This is a genomic window from Salegentibacter mishustinae (genome assembly GCF_002900095.1).
Taxonomy (GTDB): domain Bacteria; phylum Bacteroidota; class Bacteroidia; order Flavobacteriales; family Flavobacteriaceae; genus Salegentibacter; species Salegentibacter mishustinae.
Map to the genome: position 1 here is coordinate 307,821 of NZ_LLKN01000002.1, position 19,919 is coordinate 327,739.

General features: G+C 37.3%; 18 protein-coding genes and 1 tRNA gene. 3 read left to right on the forward strand and 16 right to left on the reverse strand.

Features of this window, described 5'->3' with window-relative positions; translation table 11 throughout:
- Nucleotides 1–5: 5 nt before the first annotated feature.
- From APB85_RS04325 to APB85_RS04385, 13 genes are all read right to left on the reverse strand, one after another.
- On the reverse strand, nucleotides 6–491 hold the full coding sequence (locus APB85_RS04325; protein ID WP_057482774.1) for a DUF6428 family protein: 486 nt from the start codon (nucleotides 489–491) through the stop codon (nucleotides 6–8).
- Nucleotides 492–644: 153 nt separating this feature from the next.
- The gene (locus APB85_RS04330) at nucleotides 645–1,031 is read right to left on the reverse strand and encodes a VOC family protein (RefSeq protein ID WP_057482773.1); all 387 of its coding nucleotides are present in this window, start codon (nucleotides 1,029–1,031) and stop codon (nucleotides 645–647) included.
- Nucleotides 1,032–1,223: 192 nt separating this feature from the next.
- A complete protein-coding gene (locus tag APB85_RS04335; RefSeq protein WP_057482772.1) occupies nucleotides 1,224–2,198 on the reverse strand; it encodes a 2-hydroxyacid dehydrogenase in 975 nt (324 codons plus the stop codon).
- Nucleotides 2,199–2,563: 365 nt separating this feature from the next.
- Nucleotides 2,564–3,913, reverse strand: a complete 1,350-nt coding sequence (gene mgtE / locus APB85_RS04340; protein WP_057482771.1) for a magnesium transporter — start codon at nucleotides 3,911–3,913, stop codon at nucleotides 2,564–2,566.
- Complete coding sequence (gene rsmA / locus APB85_RS04345) at nucleotides 3,891–4,724, reverse strand: 16S rRNA (adenine(1518)-N(6)/adenine(1519)-N(6))-dimethyltransferase RsmA (protein WP_057482770.1); 834 nt, start codon at nucleotides 4,722–4,724, stop codon at nucleotides 3,891–3,893. Before rsmA ends, mgtE begins: the two co-directional genes overlap by 23 nt.
- Nucleotides 4,725–4,727: 3 nt before the next feature.
- Nucleotides 4,728–5,036, reverse strand: coding sequence for a DUF4286 family protein (locus APB85_RS04350; protein WP_057482769.1), 309 nt, complete (start codon nucleotides 5,034–5,036; stop codon nucleotides 4,728–4,730).
- Nucleotides 5,037–5,045: 9 nt separating this feature from the next.
- Complete coding sequence (locus APB85_RS04355) at nucleotides 5,046–6,836, reverse strand: tetratricopeptide repeat protein (RefSeq protein WP_057482768.1); 1,791 nt, start codon at nucleotides 6,834–6,836, stop codon at nucleotides 5,046–5,048.
- A 46-nt stretch (nucleotides 6,837–6,882) separates the two neighbouring features.
- The gene (gene serS, locus APB85_RS04360; RefSeq protein WP_057482767.1) at nucleotides 6,883–8,154 is read right to left on the reverse strand and encodes a serine--tRNA ligase; all 1,272 of its coding nucleotides are present in this window, start codon (nucleotides 8,152–8,154) and stop codon (nucleotides 6,883–6,885) included.
- Between the two features lie 54 nt (nucleotides 8,155–8,208).
- A complete protein-coding gene (locus APB85_RS04365; RefSeq protein ID WP_057482766.1) occupies nucleotides 8,209–9,528 on the reverse strand; it encodes an HTTM domain-containing protein in 1,320 nt (439 codons plus the stop codon).
- Nucleotides 9,518–10,456 (reverse strand): bifunctional riboflavin kinase/FAD synthetase, encoded by a 939-nt coding sequence (locus APB85_RS04370; protein ID WP_057482992.1) that lies wholly within the window; start codon nucleotides 10,454–10,456, stop codon nucleotides 9,518–9,520. Before APB85_RS04370 ends, APB85_RS04365 begins: the two co-directional genes overlap by 11 nt.
- Before the next feature lie 7 nt (nucleotides 10,457–10,463).
- The gene (gene pth, locus APB85_RS04375; protein ID WP_057482765.1) at nucleotides 10,464–11,093 is read right to left on the reverse strand and encodes an aminoacyl-tRNA hydrolase; all 630 of its coding nucleotides are present in this window, start codon (nucleotides 11,091–11,093) and stop codon (nucleotides 10,464–10,466) included.
- 185 nt (nucleotides 11,094–11,278) lie between these two features.
- Nucleotides 11,279–11,935, reverse strand: coding sequence for a 50S ribosomal protein L25/general stress protein Ctc (locus tag APB85_RS04380; RefSeq protein ID WP_057482764.1), 657 nt, complete (start codon nucleotides 11,933–11,935; stop codon nucleotides 11,279–11,281).
- Nucleotides 11,936–12,072: 137 nt separating this feature from the next.
- The gene (locus tag APB85_RS04385) at nucleotides 12,073–13,014 is read right to left on the reverse strand and encodes a ribose-phosphate pyrophosphokinase (protein ID WP_057482763.1); all 942 of its coding nucleotides are present in this window, start codon (nucleotides 13,012–13,014) and stop codon (nucleotides 12,073–12,075) included.
- A 288-nt stretch (nucleotides 13,015–13,302) separates the two neighbouring features.
- Between APB85_RS04385 and APB85_RS04390 the strand changes: the two genes are divergently transcribed.
- The 3 genes from APB85_RS04390 to APB85_RS04400 all read left to right on the forward strand — a co-directional run bounded on the left by APB85_RS04390 (nucleotide 13,303) and on the right by APB85_RS04400 (nucleotide 15,514).
- A complete protein-coding gene (locus APB85_RS04390; RefSeq protein ID WP_229792210.1) occupies nucleotides 13,303–13,794 on the forward strand; it encodes a CIA30 family protein in 492 nt (163 codons plus the stop codon).
- A 167-nt stretch (nucleotides 13,795–13,961) separates the two neighbouring features.
- A tRNA-Leu gene (locus tag APB85_RS04395) sits at nucleotides 13,962–14,043 on the forward strand.
- 238 nt (nucleotides 14,044–14,281) lie between these two features.
- A complete protein-coding gene (locus APB85_RS04400; RefSeq protein ID WP_057482761.1) occupies nucleotides 14,282–15,514 on the forward strand; it encodes a site-specific integrase in 1,233 nt (410 codons plus the stop codon).
- Nucleotides 15,515–15,545: 31 nt separating this feature from the next.
- On the opposite strand, the gene APB85_RS04405 is transcribed toward APB85_RS04400, so the two are convergent.
- From APB85_RS04405 to APB85_RS04415, 3 genes are all read right to left on the reverse strand, one after another.
- On the reverse strand, nucleotides 15,546–16,463 hold the full coding sequence (locus tag APB85_RS04405; protein ID WP_057482760.1) for a glycerophosphodiester phosphodiesterase family protein: 918 nt from the start codon (nucleotides 16,461–16,463) through the stop codon (nucleotides 15,546–15,548).
- A gap of 85 nt (nucleotides 16,464–16,548) precedes the next feature.
- Nucleotides 16,549–18,126, reverse strand: coding sequence for a calcineurin-like phosphoesterase C-terminal domain-containing protein (locus APB85_RS04410; RefSeq protein WP_057482759.1), 1,578 nt, complete (start codon nucleotides 18,124–18,126; stop codon nucleotides 16,549–16,551).
- Between the two features lie 32 nt (nucleotides 18,127–18,158).
- Nucleotides 18,159–19,907, reverse strand: a complete 1,749-nt coding sequence (locus APB85_RS04415; RefSeq protein WP_057482758.1) for a RagB/SusD family nutrient uptake outer membrane protein — start codon at nucleotides 19,905–19,907, stop codon at nucleotides 18,159–18,161.
- Between the last annotated feature and the right edge of the window lie 12 nt (nucleotides 19,908–19,919).

The following is a 19,919-nucleotide window of genomic DNA, read 5'->3' on the forward strand; positions in this document are numbered from 1 at the left end:
ATAAATTAACAGCAGCCACCGCCGGGAGCACATTCATTTACACTCAGCTCTTCCGATTGGGCTACACCGCAGGCTTCCTTAGCTTTACAATCGGTTGGATTTATATCTAACTTGATCAATAGGTTGCCATTTTTAATTGCAAAACCGGTTACAAATAATTGTGCGGTATGAAAGTTAGCATTGCTATATTCAAACTTCACCTCAGCATCCATATCGTAAGATTTCATTTGGCCTACTCTATCAAGAATTGCCAGGGCTTTGGAAACCTTCATAAATTCAGTTTTCCCAATTTCTTCCGGACTTTCCCAGAGTTGAATAATGGTTTCGTTCCAGGCATCAGTTCCGGCTCCGCAATCTACCGAGTCGATTTTTAAATGTTTTACTTCGATTATATGGTAATTAGCTCCTACCAACAGGTTAGGTGCATATTCAAAAAGTAAAGGTTTTGCCTGGTGAGATTTGAGTAAATCGAATAATTCTGAAGTTTTCATAGCTCTATATATTAATATATCGCAATATTACGATTAATATAATTTATAAAAAATATAATGCCAATTTTTATTCCTGAAAAATAAGTGTAGATAAAAATAACCCCTCCGCCTATCGGCACCTCCGCTTAAGAAAAGGGGAGGAACTCTAAAATTTTATAAAAAAGCCCTGTCATTAGGCTCCCAAAGTTCTATTTTATTTCCTTCCAGATCCATTATCCAACCGAATTTCCCTTCTTCTACTTTCTGGATTTCATCCATTACTTCAACTCCTTCTTCCTTTAAAGTTTCCAGCAGTTCTTCAAGATCTTCAACGCGATAATTCATCATAAAATCCTTTTCTGAAGGTTTAAAATGCTCGGTATCTTCCTTAAAAGGGCTCCATTGCGTAGAACATTTATTCCCATTTTCGTCCAGCCACCAAAACGTGCATCCCCATTGATCTGTATTTAGACCAAGATGCTTGCTGTACCATTCTTTTAACGCTTTTGGGTCTTTCGTTTTAAAGAAAACTCCGCCTATTCCCGTAACTCTTTTATTCATATTTTCTGAATTAATTTTTATGAAAATACGCTAATTCGGTTGAAATAATCTCTGTATGATCAATTACTTAACAAGCTTCAGATTACTCAGCTTACCATCCCCTTTTTGCAATTACGAAAGCTCATAAAAAAACCTCACAGATCTCATAAGCCTGTGAGGTTTATACTTTATCTACTTTCAAGAAAATTACTTCTATTCTCCTTTTCCGAATTTATCAATAATTTTTCCAGCAATTACACTCGCCAGTCTTTCGTGAGATTCCTTGGTCCAACCCGCAACGTGAGGACTTAAAATCACATTATTCAAGAACATAAGTTCACGCATTGCATCTGGAATTTGATTTTCTATACTTAGCGAAACGTTCTTTTTATTAGAAAAAAGACTTTCAAAAGAAGCTTTTTCATATTCTAAAACATCAAGCCCGGCACCGAGTACACGTCCATCTTTCAAGGCATCTACAAGATCTGCGGTTATTACATTCTTTCCTCGGGCAGTATTGATAAACCAAAATGGCTTTTTATAAGCATCAATAAATTCTTTATTGATCATTTGGTCGGTTTCAGGCGTCCATGGTGTGTGCAAGCTCACTACATCACATTTCTCTCGAAATTCCTCTAAAGATACCTGGCGTACGTGTTCATCGCCTAAACCCTCTTTAATATCGTAGCAAATTACCTCAACATCAAATCCGCGAAGTTTTTTTGCGAAGGCTTTTCCCATATTTCCATAGCCTACAATTCCAACGGTTTTCCCATCTAATTCAAGGCCCCTATTTTCTTCACGGTGCCAAAGTCCGTCCCGAACTTCCCTATCGGCTTTATTCAGTTTATTAAAAAGGGAAAGTAGCATTGCCAGGGTATGTTCCCCAACGGCATTTCGGTTTCCTTCTGGCGCAGAAAATAAAGTGATTCCGTGAGCTTCGGCATACTCCACGTCAATATTTTCAAGACCCGCTCCTACCCTGGCTATAAATTTTAAATTAGGAGCAGCATCAATAAACTCCCGATCTATGGTATAGCGGCTTCTAATCACGATCCCATCGTACAAATGCTGATTCTCCAGCGTTTCTTCGCGGGACTGGCTAAAACCTTCGATGTTTTGATGCCCGGCATCTTGTAATTGTTTGATTAAGGTTGGATGATTGGTATCTGAATGTAAAATAATCATTGCTCTAAATTGAGTTTTTATTTTTATAAATAACGGCCGCCGGGAGAAAGCGCAAAAAAGGCTACTCCTCGTTAATTAAATTAGGTTGAAAAATGGAATAATTATATGAAAATGATGGCGGTTTCATCTTTGTACTCACTAAGTGAGATTTTATAAGGCTGAATGAAAAATTTTCACGTCAAGCTAGATAAACTTATTTCAGCTTCTATAATGTTAGATCCTGAAATAAGTTTAGGATAACGTTTTGGACAGCCTGATTATGTTTTTCAAATTAGTGTAGCCTGCAAACTTCTTACAGGCATTTTAATAATGAACCGGCAAAGTTAAAGAATGATTTTTGTAATGAGAAACCTAAGGGGTTTAACTTAAAACCCAAGCACCAATTTAGAAATATAGAAAAAGAGAAAAATTCCGAAGATATCATTACTCGTGGTGATAAAAGGTCCCGTAGCAATGGCAGGGTCAATACCCTGTTTGTTTAAAATGATGGGTACAAAAGTTCCCACCAAAGCGGCAACAATAATTACTGAAAGTAAAGAAGCAGCTATAGTTACACTTACCAATTGATCCTGACCTACAATTAACCCAAATAAAATAACCAGGATTCCCAACGCGACTCCATTTATTAAACTAAGACCTACTTCCTTTACTAAACGCTGTAATAAGCTACCACGTAAATTATCATTCGCAAGTCCCTGAACAATTATGGCACTGGATTGAACACCTACATTTCCCGCCATCGCGGCGATTAAAGGCGTAAAAAAGAATAAAATCGGGAATTGTTCGAGAGCCTCTTCAAAACCTTTCATAATATAAACACTGCCCAGGCCACCAAAAAGGCCCAGCACTAACCAAGGTAAGCGCGCTCTTGTTAATCTTAACAGACTATCATCGGCTTCTACATTTTCAGAGATACCCGAAGCCATTTGGTAATCTTTTTCGGCTTCTTCTTTTATAAAATCTACAATATCATCAATAGTAATTCTTCCTACCAGGCGTCCCATTTCATCTACTACAGGGATAGCTTCAAGGTCATACTTTTGCATAATTCTAGCTACTTCATCGCCCTCGGTATGCACATTTACAAAGTCTACCTGCGGTATATACACATCGCTAATATTAGCGTGACTTGGCGCGGTAAGTAAATCTTTTAATGACAGTCGCCCTTTTAATTTATTTTTACTATCAACTACATAGATAGAATGTACCCGGGTCACATTTTCGGCTTGCTCACGCATCTCTGTCATACAACCGGTCACACTCCAGCTCTCCTGTACTTTCACCAGCTCTTTAGCCATAAGACCACCGGCAGAATCTTCATCATAACGAAGCAGCTCTACAATATTATCGGCGTGTTCCTCGTCTACGAGTTCTGCGATAACGTTTTGCTGGCGTTCAGGAGAAAGTTCAGAAATAATATCGGCAGCATCATCGGTATCCATTTCTTCCAGCTCTTCGGCAATTTCTTTAGCCGAAAGGGTATCTAAAATACGCTCCCGAACGCCTTCTTCCAGCTCCATTAAAGCTTCGGCTGTTTTCTGGCTGTCTAAAAGTTTAACCACATACGTGGCTTCTTCCAGAGAAAGTTCGGTTATAATTTCGGCAATATCAGCGTGGTGTACATCTTCGAGATGCAATAACAATTCCTCGTTATTCTCTTCGGCAACAAGAAATTTTATTTTCTCAATTAATTCACTGCTGATTTGAAATTGCATAAGGCTGAATTTTAAGGGTCAAATCGATAAATTCCCGGAAACCTAGTTGTTCCGGGCGTTTTCCAAATATAATATCTTCCCTTAGATTATCGGGTAAATCGAAACTTTTTAAACTATTTCGCAAGGTTTTTCTACGCTGCTGAAATGCTGTTTTTACGACTCTAAAAAACAGTTTTTCATCACAAGGTAGGCTAAAATCTTCCTTTCGGGTTAATCGCAATACTCCGCTATCTACTTTTGGCGGCGGATTAAATACTGAAGGTGGCACGGTAAACAAATACTCGGCTTCATAAAAAGCCTGCACCAGTACCGAGAGGATTCCGTAGGTTTTATTGCCTTCTTTCTCACAAATTCGCTTAGCAACTTCCTTTTGAAACATTCCTGAAAATTCAGGAATTTGATGTTTTAACTCTAAAACCTTAAAAACAATTTGGGTTGAAATATTATAAGGAAAATTTCCAATAACCGCAAAAGCTTCATCTCGAAAAACCGTTCCCAGGTCGTATTTTAGAAAATCGTATTGATGAATTCTATCTTCAAGTTGTGGGTAATGCTCCTGAAGGTAAGTAACACTTTCTGTATCAATTTCAATTACGTGAACTTCAGCATCCTGTTTGAGAAGATATTTGGTTAAAACGCCCATTCCCGGGCCTATTTCCAAAACTTTATTATAGCCTTTATAGCTAAGCGTTTCAGCTATGTCCTGCGCCACACTTTCATCGGTCAAAAAATGCTGGCCAAGGTGTTTTTTAGCTCTTACATCACCATCCTGTGCCTGAGGTGTTTTACCTTTCTTTTTGTATTTCCCCATAAATTATTGTTCGCTAATTACTTGCATCTCGGTTCTAAAAGCGACGAATTTACCTTCAAAAACTTTACTTTTTCCTCTCATTCTATCAGCATCCTCTTCGTAATATTTCTCCAATTCAGCCTTACTTTCAGCTGTATATTGAACAGAATAGGTGATGCCACCCATAGTTTCGGTGACCATTACACGCGTCATTAAAGCTTTTTTGAACTTCCCGGTATCCAACATCTCGGGAATATGTTCCTGTTTCATCCATTTTAACCACTCGTCGTGAATAGCTTCTTCTACATTTATGGTAACGTTGTATATGTACATGTTGATTTTTTAAGGTGTTTCTTCGTAATCTCCTCTAAGCGCGCGGTACTTTTTGCGGGCTTCCACAAAATAAATACTGTCGGCAAAGTTAAAGATTATTTGCTCGTAATATTCTTTGGCTTTTTCAGGGTTTTCCAGCTCATTTGCATATAATTCTGCTAAATAATAATGGGCGTTATCAGCCAGAATATCAGCATTAAAATTCTCAATAATTGCAAGATAATTGTCCTCAGCCTTTTCCGGTTGTCCTGTTTCTTCAAATAGTTGAGCTTGCTTGAGCAAAGCTTCATCTTCTATTTTTTCGCCTTTATGAAGGTTTAAAATTTCTTCAAAAAGTTGAATTGCTTCTAAATTTTTCTCCTGAAAAGCCAGCAAATCGGCGCGAGCATATTTTTTAAGCGCAGTTTGAGTGGTATCTTCTATAGAATTATCTTCAATAAGCAAACTCAGCTCCATCGCGTCATTAGCGATAAGTTGCGAAGTAGAAGATTTTAAAATATCGAGTTGCTGTTTGGCCCATTTAAAATCTCCTTTATAATAGCTGGTTTTAGCCACTTTAAAACGTGCATTTTGCGAAATTTGGTCGTTTTTTACCAAATTTTGAACCTGGGAATAATAAATAAGGGCTTCGTTAAATTTCTCCTGAAGCACTAAAATATCTGCAAGCGCCAGTTTAATCATCGCTTTATCAAAATCGCGATTAGCCTGCTCTGAAAGCCTTTTTAATAAGCCGATAGCTTCTTCCTGCTTATCCTGTTTAAAGGCCAGAAAATTGGCAAAATCTATTTGCAAAGCCAGGGTGTTGAGACCGGTTCCAAACTGCTCCAGCAGTTCAGCATATCTTTTTTCTACTTCTGCATAGTTTCTCTCATTTTCATTTTTCAGCTGTATTTTTAACAAAAACTGATTTCCTTGTAAAACCAAATTTTCTACAGGTGCTTCTTGAATTACGTATTCAACAATTTCTGTTGCAGCTTCAAAATCTGAAGCTTCCTTGGCCATAATTGCAAGGTTTAAAATGCTCTGTAAACTTTTATCACTTCTTCTATAAATAGCTTTTTCCTGCGAAAAGGCTTTTAAAAATTCCTCTTCCTGGGTAAAAAGCCAGCTGAGCATTTCGTTATAAAGCAACCTGGGATTTTTTTGCAGCTTAGTAAGCAATAACCTTCTGAAAATGGTATTGGCTTCACTTGAAGCATCTGCTGAGATATACTTGCCGAATTCTCGATTGGCGATTGGGAAAAAGTCGGGATTCGCTTCTATAAGTTCCAGGTAATTCTCAAACATAAGTTCGGTTTTACCCTGTTCCCCGTAAATTCTTGCCAGTTGCATATTAAAGTTTAGCTCATTATTTAGCTGCATTGCCTTTTCATAGGTTTCTGCAGCATATTTTAGCAAACTATATTTCTGAAAGGTTCTGGCTATGGAATAGGCGTAATTAGGACGAGCGTCTACAGCGCTTAAGGCTTCTGCATAGAATTGCTCTGCTCTTTCTGTATTTTGCTGAAGTTCATAATTATGTCCCAACTCTATTAAAAGTGTTGGATTATTTGCTGAATTATTCAATTTCTGCCGAAGTAATTCTTCTGATCTTTTAAAATTCTCCAGTTGCTGATGACTTTGCACCACCCCGAAAAAATAGGAAGTATTCTGCGGATTTTCCTCTAGTAATTCCTCGTAGGTTTTAAGCGCTTTCTCAAATTCTCCCTGGTCGAAAAAATTACGCGCCAATACCTCAGATTGCGCAAGGGCACCTGAAATTGAGCAAATAAAAACGAGAAAAAATAAGACAGAGCGCATCCTGTAAATATAAGGATTTGACCTGTGAATAATTATGTTTAGCCGCTTAATCTATAAGATCGAAACCTGTGTAAGGCACCAAGACATCAGGAACTTTAATTCCGTCTTCGGTTTGATAGTTCTCCAGAATTCCTGCAAGAACACGCGGCAGGGCCAAAGCACTTCCATTAAGTGTGTGCACCAATTCCTTTTTTCCTTCCTTATTCTTATAGCGAAGTTTAAGTCGGTTAGCCTGGAAAGTTTCAAAATTTGAAACCGAGCTAATTTCCAACCAACGATCTTGTGCGGTAGAAAAAACCTCAAAATCGTAAGTAAGCGCTGAAGTAAAACCAAGATCACCACCACAAAGCCTTAAAATTCGGTAAGGTAATTTTAGATCGGCCAGAATATCTTTAATATGCTCAACCATATTATCTAAAGCCGCATAAGAATCTTCAGGTTTTTCAATTCTTACCAGCTCCACTTTATCAAATTGATGTAAACGATTAAGTCCGCGAACGTGGGCGCCATAAGAACCTGCTTCCCGTCTAAAACATGGAGTGTAGCCGGTACATGCAATTGGAAAATCTTTATCGGTTAACAAACGGTCGCGATACATATTCGTCATAGGCACCTCGGCAGTTGGGATCATATAAAGATCATCGGCCGGGATGTGATACATTTGACCTTCTTTATCCGGTAATTGTCCCGTTCCTAAACCTGAAGCTTCATTGATCATTAAGGGTAATTGATATTCGGTATAACCGGCATCAATAGCTTTATCTAAAAAATAAGTGATCAAAGCTCTTTGTAAACGTGCGCCTTTCCCTTTATACACAGGGAAACCTGCACCGGTTACTTTATTACCCAGTTCAAAATCTATAATATCGTATTTCTTGGCAAGTTCCCAATGTGGAAGCGAACCTTCAGCAAGCACAGGTACATCCCCCTCTTTAAAGATCTCTTCGTTATCATCTTCGGAAGTTCCTGCAGGCACAGATTCGTGGGGAACGTTAGGAATAGTATAAAGCAAAGTTTCCAGTTTTGCTACAGTTTCAGAAAGCTCCTCTGAAAGTGCTTTAGAATCTTCCTTTAGATTCCCGGTTTTTTCTTTGATGAGATTGGCTTTTTGATGTTCACCATTTTTAAACATCATCCCAATTTCTTTGGAAAGCCTGTTAGATTCAGCTAAAATATCATCGAGTTTCACCTGGGTTGCCCGACGTTTTTCGTCTAACTGCAATACCTCCTCAAGAATACTTTCGGCTTCAAAATTTCGTTTTTTGAGTGCCTTAATGAATTCCTGCTTATTTTCCCTGATATTATTAACCTGTAACATAGCTTTCTATTTCCTAATTTGAAGCTGCAAATGTAAGAAAAGCACTGAAGAATTCTAGTCTAATTTTGAAGGTAAAATCCAGTCGTGATGCTTAAAATGATGCCATTTTTCGGCGGCAAGATCTACTTTTGGATCAATAAACGGCTCATAAGGACGACCGTTGATGCTTATTTTAGATTTCACAAACACCTGCACGTCTTTTCCTTTTTCGGCATAATCTTCCTTAAGATGCTGCGCAAACTGCCACATCATATCTGGCTTACTGGTTACAGATCGCATTTGCTTTCTAGTTAAATAGCGAGCTTTGTTCACGTGAATGGTATCGGTTGTTCCTTTTTCCACCACTTTAAAAGTGGTTTTTCCAGAACGGGAACGCAACATCATCCGCCAGCTTAGTCTATGCCCTTCTTCTGTCCAGAGTACATTATCCTTAAAAAACCAGTGCCTAAGCGGTAAACCAATTTGGATAACGAACCAAAGCGCGAGAACCACAATTAGTGGTTTTTTATAGGAAGGCACTATAATTTCCCCTTTATCGTAATGTGGTTTTTTGTTCCGAAGAATGTATTTATTGATTTTTTCTGAAGGAAAAAAGAACAAACAAAAAGCCAGGGACAAATATGGAAAGATCCCAATATGAAAAATAAAACTATTAAAAAGATGAAAGAAAATGGCGAGGATAAAAGCCGGCATTCTTGTTCGTTTCCATAAAAGTGCAGGAATAATTAATAAATCGAATATTAACCCGAAATACGTAATAACATACCTAACCCAGGTCTGCTGAAGTATTTCTCCTACCAACCAATAATCGGCTTTTCCGCGCATGAGCATAGCGGGTAAGGTACCGTCAAGCCAATCTGGGTATAACTTTGCAACTGATGCATAGGTATATACAATCCATAATTGCAGCACAATAAAAAGCCAGACCCATTGCGGCATGGCAATTTTTCTAAATTCTGGGTTTTTCCAGGCGTCAATGGAGAGATATCGATGTGCGGGCAAAAAAAACATAATTCCGCATAACAGCATCAGCAAATAATAATGATTGTTATAGGAAGATTTTTGCATCAGGTAAACCGATGCCCACATTATGGTATAGCAAAATATACTGAAACGGTACTTAAAGCCCAGCATTACAAAAATGCCAAAAAGACCCATTAGTCCGTAGTAAAACAACATTCCATTACCCGGCAGCGGTTGCAAGAATTCAAAACCTATAAAATTAAAAGTAAAGTCGGGCTCAATGAGAGTTCTACGAATCCAACCGGTGAAAATTGCGCCAACGGCTTCAATGGTAATAAGCAAGCCAAAAATAATTCGGAAAGCAATAAGCGCCGAATTATCTACTTGCTTAAAAAGCCATTTATTGAGCATAATTATCTCTAATGTATTGCCTTGAAAAAGCTTCGTCCTGTTTCATTGCGATTTTTAAAGCATTTACAGAATCAAATTTTTTCTCATCGCGAATCCTTACCAGCATTTCTATTTTTAGCTCGATGCCATAAAGATCCCTGTCCAGGTTAAAGAAATAAGTTTCTATGGTTTGGTCTTTTCCTCCCACCGTGGGATTGGTGCCAATATTCATCATTCCAAAGAAGCGTTCTCCTTTAATTTTAGAACACACAACATACACCCCGTTTTTCGGAATTAACTTATAATCTTCTTCAATATTTAAATTAGCGGTAGGATAATTAAATTCTTTTCCCAATCCACGGCCTTTTACCACCTTTCCGGTTAAGCAAAAAGGAGATTGCATATAACTATTAGCCTTTTCTACCCGCCCTTCTAGAAGCGCATTTCTAATTTTTGTAGAACTAACCGCGACCTGATCTACTTCTTGTTTGGTGATCTCTTCTACATCAAAACCATATTCTTCACCAAACTGTTTTAAGGTATTGATATCTGCGGTACGATTTCTACCAAAACGATGATCGTAACCAATAATTACTTTTTTTGCTTTTAAACGATTTACCAGAATATCACGAACAAATTCTTGCGCGGTAAGTCTTGAAAATTGTTGGGTAAAAGGATGCACCACCAAATGATCTATCCCTGTTTTTTCAAGGATTTCGGTACGTTCTTCTATAGTATTTATAAGTTTTAACCCGCTTTCTTTTTGCAGAACCATTCTTGGGTGCGGAAAAAAAGTAAAGATAACAGATTCAAGGTTTTCAATTTTGGCGGCATCTACCAGCCGTTTTATAATTTTTTGATGCCCGGCGTGAACCCCGTCAAAAGTACCGATGGTGACTACGGTTTGTTTCTCACCTTTAAAAGCATTTGCTCCTTTATGTATTTTCAAGGCCAACTTATTTTCCGTTAAATGAATTCATAGTATTTGAAACGCCTGCAGTGCCAAAAGATTTTACCAATTCGGCTGATTTCTGTAAACGTTCTGGCAATTCTTTTCTCTCTTCTTCTCCCCATTCTCCTAAAACATAATCTACCTGCTGGCCTTTAGAAAACTCATCACTAATTCCAAATCTAAACCTATTGTATTTTGTGGTGTTTAAGGTATTTTGAATGTCTTTTAAGCCGTTATGGCCACCATCACTACCTTTGGTTTTTAGCCGAATAGTACCGAATGCTAAATTTAAATCATCTGTAATTACCAATAAATTCTGTAATTCAATTTTCTCTTTTTGAAGCCAGTAGTTAACAGCCTTCCCGCTTAAATTCATATAAGTTGAAGGTTTTAGCATTATAAAGGTTCGGCCTTTAAACTTAAATGTAGCTATATCTCCTAATTTTTCTGTAGAAAAACTCACCTCTTCCTTTTCGGCTATATAATCTAATATTTTGAATCCAATATTGTGACGGGTGTTCTCATACTTAGGACCTGGATTTCCCAGTCCTACGATCAAAAATTTCTTCATGGGATCTTGTTCTTCTTCCTGGGGCTTTTTCTTACTGAGTATTTTTCCGAAGAAAGACAGCATAACAATTGTTTTGGTAAAGATAAAATTATTAGAATATCTAACTAAAAGTTTTTACCCGATAATCCAGATTTAAATGCTGAACTGGCTTCCCAGGTTGCTTGTTAAGATTTATTTTGAAAGACTTTTAAAACAAAAAAAGCACCCCCTTTGGGATGCTTTTAAATTTTTGTTGAAAAAAGAAAAGATTAATTGTCTTCTCCTTCTTTAACTGCAGCAACATCATCTGTTTCAGTAGATGGTACTTCATCTGCTGGTACTTCGTCTTCATCTTCGTCGTCCTCAAGGGCAACAATGTTACGTGAAGTTCTAACCTGGCAAATTACTGTGTTGTCTGGATGCTGAATCTCGTAAGACTCGTCTGCAACTGCAGTAACATAAAGTTTTTGACCAATTTTAAGTTTGGTTACATCTGCAGTAATATAATCTGGCAATTCGTTAGCCAAACCTCTTACTTTTAAACGACGTAGGTTGTAACGTAAAACACCACCATTTTTAACCCCTCTCGCAACACCTTCGGTATGGATAGGAATTTCCATAGTGATTGGTTTATCCTCACTAATCTGGTAGAAATCTACGTGCAAAATAGCATCGGTAACCGGGTGGAATTGGATATCCTGAAGAATAGCGTTAAACTTCTCGCCGTCTTCAAACTTAATTTCCACTGTATGCACATCTGGGGTGTACACAAGGTTATTAAACGAAATTTCTTCTGTTGCAAAGTGCAACGGCTTGGCATCTCCCCCGTATAATACGCAAGGAACCTGTCCAGCATTACGTAGGGCCTTCGTGGCTTTCTTTCCTACGCTTTCTCTTTTAGATCCGTTGATCGTAATTGATTTCATTGTTGAAAAATTTTAGGCTGCAAAAGTAGCGCTTTTTTCCTTTCTATAAAACCCTGACTTAAAATTCTTTAAAAAGAAAATTATAATTGAGAATTCAAGCTAAAAAACTGAATATTAACTATGAATAATGGGTTTGATTACATAATAAATTTAGAACTAATAGATTCATTGTTATGTACCCTATTCATAACATCGGCAAAAAGATTGGCACAGCTTACAACCTTAATTTTAGGACTATCTTGTTTTAAAGGAATAGAATCGGTAACAATTAATTCCTGAAGTTTTGATTTTTCAATTCGCTCGTAAGCCTCTCCAGAAAGTACTGGGTGCGTGCAAATAGCGCGTACACTTTTAGCGCCACGCTCCATCATTACATCAGCAGCTTTAGTAAGTGTTCCGGCAGTATCTACCATATCATCTACCAAGACCACATTTTTTCCTTCTACATTACCAATTAGTTCCATATGTGAAATCGTATTGGCTTTGGCTCTTTGTTTATAACAGATAACCACATCGCTTTCCAGGGCTTTGGAATAAGCATATGCCCGTTTAGAACCACCCATATCTGGTGATGCAATGGTTAAATTATCAAATCCTAATTTTCTTAAATGCGGAAGAAATATTGTAGAAGCAAATAAATGGTCTACAGGTTTCTCAAAGAATCCCTGAATTTGATCGGCGTGCAAATCCATAGTAATAATCCTGGTTGCCCCGGCAGTTTCAAGAATACTTGCAATCATTTTTGCCGCGATTGGCACTCTAGGTTTATCCTTTCTATCCTGGCGCGCCCAACCAAAATACGGTAGCACGGCAGTAATATGCCTGGCTGATGCTCTTTTTGCAGCGTCCAGCATTAATAGCATTTCCATTAAATGATCTGATCCCGGATGGGTAGATCCTATAATAAAAACTCGAGATCCGCGAACCGATTCTTCAAAAGAAGGCTGAAATTCTCCATCACTATAAGTAGAGGTGATAACATTTCCTAATTTGGTACCGTAAGCAGCCGCTATTTTTGTAGCTAAAGCCTTACTCTGCGTACAGGAAAAAATTTTTGCTTCGGTAGTTGCTTCTGACATTTTTGTGTTGTGTTTGAGTGTTTGTTGGGATTATGTTGTGTGGCCCCAAATTTATAAATTTATTTCTTTCTGGACAGGCTTTAAAACAAGCTACTTCGTGTTAAAAAATAGGATTTTAGCATTAGCCGATTAAAGCGGGGAAAATTAAAGCAAATACCCGGGAAATTTAAAGTTGTAATATTCGGAAGCTATGGATAAACCCGTATATGGTTTATTATCAGAAAAATATTAACTTTAAAAGAAAAAATGATTCAACAGCAATATGCTTTAATTTTAATACCCTTTATTATGAGCAGTTTACTCATTTTCGACTTTAGTACTACAAATGACTGGTCGGGTTGGGAAGTAGAAAACGATGTGGTGATGGGAGGAAATTCTTCCAGCCAACTGGAACGCAGTCCTGAAGGCAATGCTGTTTTTAAAGGTACCGTTTCCCTGGAAAACAATGGAGGTTTTGCTTCATTGCAATACCATTTTCCTTCTAAAAACATCAAAAATTACACTAAAGCATTTATTAAAATAAAAGGAGACGGAAAGGAATATCAGTTCAGGGTGAAGTCTAATCTAAACGATAGAGCTTCCTATATCTACACTTTCAAAACTACAGGAGACTGGCAAACTGTGGAGATTCCATTAAATAAATTGACGCCAACCTTCAGAGGCCGAAAACTGGATATCCCTAACTTTCCTGGAGATGAAATTCAGGAAGTGCGGTTTTTAATTGGAAATAAAAGGGCTGAAGACTTCCGACTTATAATTGACAGGATCGAGTTGAAGTAAAATTTGATTAAACCGATAAATTAGCAACTTTAATCATTCCCAATAAGCTTTTAATAGCAGTAAAATAGTTTCAAAAAATTCATTTCAGCCTTCACCTTATCCCTTTCGAAAAAAAGCAAAAAAAAACGTGCGGAGTAGGTAAATTTTTATAATTTTGCCGTCCACTTGCTCGAGTGGCGGAACTGGTAGACGCGCTGGATTCAAAATCCAGTAACTTCGGTTGTGCGGGTTCGATTCCCGCCTCGAGTACTTTTAACATATTAAATTCAATCAAAACCCCGTAAACTGCACTGTTTACGGGGTTTTTCTTTTTTATTGATATCAAATAATATCATTTGAATAGGTATTAAAAGTGTCTCATTCGGTGGCACTTGACAAATTAAAAAAGGTGCGCCCGAATCGTCGTAAAGTACTGTTAAATAACATATTACAAATGAACTTATTAAATTTTTTAGGCTAAATTTATTTGATTTTAAAACCTAAAAAGATGCAAGATTTATTTTCAGTATTGTTTTACGTAAGAAAAAGTAAGAATAAAAGTGCTACTCATGCTATGGTTTACCTCAGAATTACATATGAAGGTAAACGAGCTGAAGCTAGTACAATGAGGAAAGTTAATCTTTCAAAATGGAACGCTAAGGCTAATAAAATGAGTGGTACTTCTGCTGAAGCCAAACAAGTAAATCGGAATCTTGATATCATTAAGAATCGCATCTATGAGATTTATCAGAAATTTTTAGAAAATGGCGAAGAAATAACAGCAGTAAACATTAAAGATGAGTTTCTCGGTAAAAACAAAGATGACAAAAGAATTCTCAAAATCTTCGAAGATCATAACCTACGAATGGAAAAACTGGTTGATAAAGATTATTCCTTTAGAACACTGCAACGCTACAAAACCACAAAAAAACATTTAACCAACTTTATATCATCCAGTTATAAAGCCGATGATTTTCGTGTAAAGGATATTGACATTAAATTCATCAATAGTTTTATGTATTACCTCAAAACAGAACTTAACCATTCTCATAATTCGGCATTAAAATATTTAGCCTATTTGAAAAAAATTGTTCGAATTGCAGTTGCTAATGGATGGCTGGAAAAGGATCCTTTTTATAATTTCAAGCAAAAGCGTCAGGTTATTGACCGAGAGTTCTTGACTAAAGAGGAAATCATTAAAATAATGGAAAAAACTTTTACCATTCAAAGAATGGAACAAGTTAGGGATGCATTTCTGTTCTCTTGTTATACCGGGTGTTCTTATTCCGATATTAAAAAGCTAACTAAACAGAATATTATTAAAGGAATTGATGGCAGCCAATGGTTAAAGTTTAAAAGAACAAAAACCAGATCCTTAAGCAGCGTTCCTCTTTTAACAGTGCCGGAAGAGCTTATTAAAAAATATGAGGACTTTGATAATCCTAAAGGAACTTTGTTACCGGTACTATCAAACCAAAAAACGAATGGTTATTTAAAAGAAATAGCTGATTTATGTGAAATTCAAAAAAAACTAACATTTCATGTTGCCAGGCATACCTTTGCCACCACCGTAACCCTTTCAAATGGAGTACCAATAGAAAGCGTAAGCAAAATGCTTGGGCATAGATCTATAAAAATTACTCAACACTACGCAAAAGTATTAGATGAAAAATTAAGCGAGGATATGAATAATTTGAAAAACCGAATGGCGGCTAGTGAAAATAAAAGAAAGCTTAAATAGCTGATTTTCTTCAAGCAACTGACTTCGAATTTCAATTTTCAATAATTCGTTCCGGGTAATCGGTAATAATTCCATCTACGTTTAATTCAATCATTTTTTTAATGGCTTTGGGCTCATTTACTGTCCACGGAATTAATTTCATTTCCATACTTTTAATAGAATCAACAAAAGCAGTGTCTTTTACCATTTCATAATGTGGGCTATAGATTTCTGGCTGGAAATCGAGTAAAGCCAGATTTTTTTCAATGCCCTCAGTATATATTAAATAGGCAGTTTCCACTTCAGGATAACTTTTATGAATTTCATTTAAAATGTTCACATCAAAAGATTGTAAATTCATCTTTTGCTCAATATTCTTATTTTGGATTACTTCCATCACAAGATTCACGAATTCTTCCGGGGCTGGTTGATAATTACCATATTTATCTTCTGAACTTTTTAATTCAATATTATAGCTCACAGGTTGCAAATTATTTTCTGCTATATAAGTTTCTACAGAATCTATAGCTTCCGATAGTAACGGCTTGTAGGTTTTTTGTTTTTGCTGATTTGGAAATAATCGATTCCCTTTAGAGCCCGAATCAAACTTTTTAATGCTATCGTAAGGCATCTTGTAAATATTAAAGCTTTCTTGCTTGTCTATGGAAATACTATCTCCTGAAGGGGTCAGGACATAAAGTGAATGCATAAATGGCTCGTGAGACACCACTACTTTTTTATCTTTAGAAATAACCACATCCAGTTCAATAACATCAACGCCCTTTTTTACCGCGCTGATAAAGGCGGGAATGGTATTTTCGGGAAAATTGCCCCTATCGCCACGATGGCCCTGCACCTGTACCTGGAGCTCTTCTTCATTTTTCTGAATTTTCGCCCCTTCTTCCTGTTTATTCTTACAAGACAGGCTAATCAAAAGGAAGGCAAACAATACCGTTTTTATAATTTTCATATTCATAACTTTAAAAAAGGCCCACCCGTAAATATAGAGAACTGTGGGCAGGCCTAACAAACTAAACACTGGAATTAAAACTCAACTATTTAATAGGTTTTGCAATGCGATAGCTGTCGCTTGCCATATGTACTTTACCGAACATATCAGTAGCTTTTATTTCTATGGTATGTTTCCCGGTCTCAAGATCCGTAGGAATATTTCCGCGCCACAAATGTTCACTTTTAATAGGATTAGAAGACCTCCTACCCGGCATTAGTTCTTCGGTTAGGTCCCATTCATAAACCATTTCCACATAAGACGGATCATATTCTTCCATATACTGCATGTCCTTCCATTCCCCATTATCAATTCTATATAGGACTTTATCGCCCTCGGTTCCCATAAAAAAATTCACAAAAATTCCTGCTTTAGTTCTTCTGCCCTTAGCAACTACCTTAGGCGCAAAAACTTCCATTTGATAGTTGGCTGGTTTACCCGCAACCTTATAATCTATGTTATACTCGTTTCCATTGAAATTTAAAAACGCATAACCTTTAGGAGTTCCATCTCTCATTGTTGAAATCGGAATATTATTTTCATCTAATTTTCCTGTATACCAGTCACCCGAAGTTGTACCAACATTATAATGATGGTGTGGTTCAGCCTGCATCCATCCCTCTTCCTTTCCAAAGAAATCCTGGCGTTGTATATGCGTATGGGCTGAAAGCGAAAGGGTGTTAGGAAAGTCTTTTAAAAGTTCAAAAAGCCTTTCCCTGTCTTCATCTCTAAAAGTATCCACACCATCTGGTTCACTTAAGGGAATATGCATAGCAAGAACTACTAAATGGTCTTTAGGAACATGCTTTAAGTCATTTTCTATAAATTGAAACTGGTCCTCTCTAAAACCTCCCCAATAACCTTTACCATCCCGAGGGTCTGGATACAAGACATCATCTAAAACAAGAAAATGTACCTTTCCGTAGTTGAAAGCATAATTGGCAGGGCCAAAATGTGCTTCATAAGTTTCATCAGAAAGCGTATCGCTTTCCACATCGAAATTGATATCGTGGTTTCCCAGTAAATTATACCAGGGAATACCTACCTGCTTGACAGCTTTTATATAAGGATTAAAAAGATCAAGATCATTACCTACCAAATCACCGAGACTTAATCCGAAAGGTACATTCTCTATACCTTCTACCTCTGCTACGATACCATCTGCAAAATAATCAACTTCCTGTTGGGAATATGGCTGCGGATCCCCAAAAACTAGTGAGGTAAAATCTTCTTTTTCATCGGAAGGAATTAAGGCAAAATCAATTGATTTAGGCAGTTTTCCGGTAGGTTCAACACCGGGAAATTCGAGATTTGGAGAACCTTCAGGTTTATGGATATAGAAAAATTGCGGCAAATTATCAGCATTTTTTGCCACACGATATCCTGAAGGTTTGATTACCGAAATTATCATATCCTTACTAAGCGGTAATTCATATTTCCCTTTACTGTTAGTTAGTGTCACTTCTCTCCCATTGGTCAAGGCTACTTTCTCTATACCTTTTTCCCCGGAATCCATTTTCCCATTTTGATTGATATCTTCAAACACGGTGCCGGCAGCAAGATCTTGGGCTGAAACGGAAAATATTCCCAAAAGGCAAATGCCTGTAATTATAAATTTTATCATCCTGTTTTTTATTTTAAAAATTCACTGATTTATTACCAACCCGGGTTTTGCTCTAAATTGTCATTTAACTCAAGATCTTCCATCGGTATTGGGTAATAATAATCTCTATTTTCATCGAAGCTTCCGCCCTCGAATAAAAGCAGGTTTCCTGAATTACCTTCTGTAAGGGGTCTTTCATTAATATTTATGGTGGAAGTTACTTCATCTGGCGCCCCGGAAGTATCTCCATCGTGAACATATACATCAAAATTGCCATCATTATTAAAATCATGAGCACCTAATTCTGAAAAATATATACCCCTTATTGGTTTTTCAACTTTATTGCCTTCTTTCCATCTCATAAGATCATCCCAGCGCAGCCCTTCGTTTACCATCTCGACTCTTCGTTCACGACGAATTTCCAGGATCACCCCTTTGTTTGGTCCTTCAATATTCTCATAAAGGCTTTCCTGATAAGGGTCGGGATTAGCATTCGCTTCCGCCATATTCAAATGTGGCAAACCTACACGATCACGTAATTTATTAATTGACATATCTAAATCGCCCTGTGTCAATGTCCCAATTTCTGCCTTGGCCTCAGCATAAATTAACAATGCCTCTGCATATCGGAAAAGTATAACATCATTAAATGAACCACCCGAACCCCATTGCGGACCTTTAGGAGGTAATCCTTTTATCACTCTGTAGCCTGTTCTGGTTATGTCTAAATCTACCGGCTCAGGATCCTGCGACCCATAGGTTGCAAAATCAGGTCCTGCTGTAGTTTGTGTCAACCTGGGATCCCGATTTTGCATCTCTTCATAAAAACTCAGTGTTTCATAGCCAGATTGATTGGTAAACGGTGTTCCGTCAGTCATTAAATAACTATTGACCAGTTCTTTTGTAAGCCCCCATCTTCCTTGGGTTGGTGCAGTCATCCTATAAGCCAGATCGTGTGTTCTTAATCCAAATTCATAATCCACAGCTAAAATAGTTTCAGTGGTATTCTGATTTTCCATTGCAAACAGGTCTAGATATGCCTGCTCTTCACCGCCACTAGTATAAAGGGTGTAAGCGCCCGAATCCATCAATTCCTTTGCTGCAGATGAAGATTCTTCTATAAATCTTTCATAATCATCCAAGCCATGATATTTTCTAAATGTTCCTTCATGAAGAGCAATTCTAGCTTTTAATATAAGTGCCGTATATTTTGTTATACGATTTAATTCCTTTTCAGCCGGAATATTTTCAATGGCATAATCAATATCGGCCATAATGGAATCCATTACTAATTCTCGTGAATCCCTTGCTTTAGTTAATAATTCTTCATCATCCTGATTTATCACTTCACTATACCATGGTACATCTCCAAACCTCTTTACTTTTTCGAAATAGAAGTAAGCCCTAAAAAATCGCGCTATTCCGGAGTATTTGGCTGTGGCGCCAGGATCATCTACCCTATCATAATTCTCTAAAAAATAGTTGATCCTTCTTAGATAGCCCCAGGACCATCCACCGCTACCCCTGTCTGTAGGGACAATACGTGCTCCTCTTAATCTTTCACCAGCACTTACCCCTAAAATATTGTCTGAGTCGGAATCATCTATATACACAGATTTTGTTGGGAGAACGGCATACAAATCATTCGTATATGCCTCTAAATCGGCACCTGTGTTGAAAAATTCTTCTGCAGTTACTGCATCACCAGGTGGTTGTTCGAGTATATCGGCCTCACAACCTGCAATTATAAACGGTGTGATCAGTAATACCAATACTTGAATTATTCTTCGTGTTTTTTTCATTTTTTTATATTT

Excerpts from the sequence above, each read along its gene's own strand:
- APB85_RS04355 (WP_057482768.1), bottom strand. The coding sequence starts at position 6,836 with ATGCGCTCTGTCTTATTTTTTCTCGTTTTTATTTGCTCAATTTCAGGT.
- APB85_RS04400 (WP_057482761.1), top strand. The coding sequence starts at position 14,282 with ATGCAAGATTTATTTTCAGTATTGTTTTACGTAAGAAAAAGTAAGAAT.
- pth (WP_057482765.1), bottom strand. The coding sequence starts at position 11,093 with ATGCTGTCTTTCTTCGGAAAAATACTCAGTAAGAAAAAGCCCCAGGAA.
- rsmA (WP_057482770.1), bottom strand. The coding sequence starts at position 4,724 with ATGGGGAAATACAAAAAGAAAGGTAAAACACCTCAGGCACAGGATGGT.
- APB85_RS04415 (WP_057482758.1), bottom strand. The coding sequence starts at position 19,907 with ATGAAAAAAACACGAAGAATAATTCAAGTATTGGTATTACTGATCACA.
- APB85_RS04350 (WP_057482769.1), bottom strand. The coding sequence starts at position 5,036 with ATGTACATATACAACGTTACCATAAATGTAGAAGAAGCTATTCACGAC.
- APB85_RS04410 (WP_057482759.1), bottom strand. The coding sequence starts at position 18,126 with ATGATAAAATTTATAATTACAGGCATTTGCCTTTTGGGAATATTTTCC.
- APB85_RS04385 (WP_057482763.1), bottom strand. The coding sequence starts at position 13,014 with ATGTCAGAAGCAACTACCGAAGCAAAAATTTTTTCCTGTACGCAGAGT.
- APB85_RS04405 (WP_057482760.1), bottom strand. The coding sequence starts at position 16,463 with ATGAAAATTATAAAAACGGTATTGTTTGCCTTCCTTTTGATTAGCCTG.
- APB85_RS04390 (WP_229792210.1), top strand. The coding sequence starts at position 13,303 with ATGAGCAGTTTACTCATTTTCGACTTTAGTACTACAAATGACTGGTCG.
- APB85_RS04330 (WP_057482773.1), bottom strand. The coding sequence starts at position 1,031 with ATGAATAAAAGAGTTACGGGAATAGGCGGAGTTTTCTTTAAAACGAAA.
- mgtE (WP_057482771.1), bottom strand. The coding sequence starts at position 3,913 with ATGCAATTTCAAATCAGCAGTGAATTAATTGAGAAAATAAAATTTCTT.
- APB85_RS04325 (WP_057482774.1), bottom strand. The coding sequence starts at position 491 with ATGAAAACTTCAGAATTATTCGATTTACTCAAATCTCACCAGGCAAAA.
- APB85_RS04380 (WP_057482764.1), bottom strand. The coding sequence starts at position 11,935 with ATGAAATCAATTACGATCAACGGATCTAAAAGAGAAAGCGTAGGAAAG.
- serS (WP_057482767.1), bottom strand. The coding sequence starts at position 8,154 with ATGTTACAGGTTAATAATATCAGGGAAAATAAGCAGGAATTCATTAAG.
- APB85_RS04365 (WP_057482766.1), bottom strand. The coding sequence starts at position 9,528 with ATGCTCAATAAATGGCTTTTTAAGCAAGTAGATAATTCGGCGCTTATT.
- APB85_RS04335 (WP_057482772.1), bottom strand. The coding sequence starts at position 2,198 with ATGATTATTTTACATTCAGATACCAATCATCCAACCTTAATCAAACAA.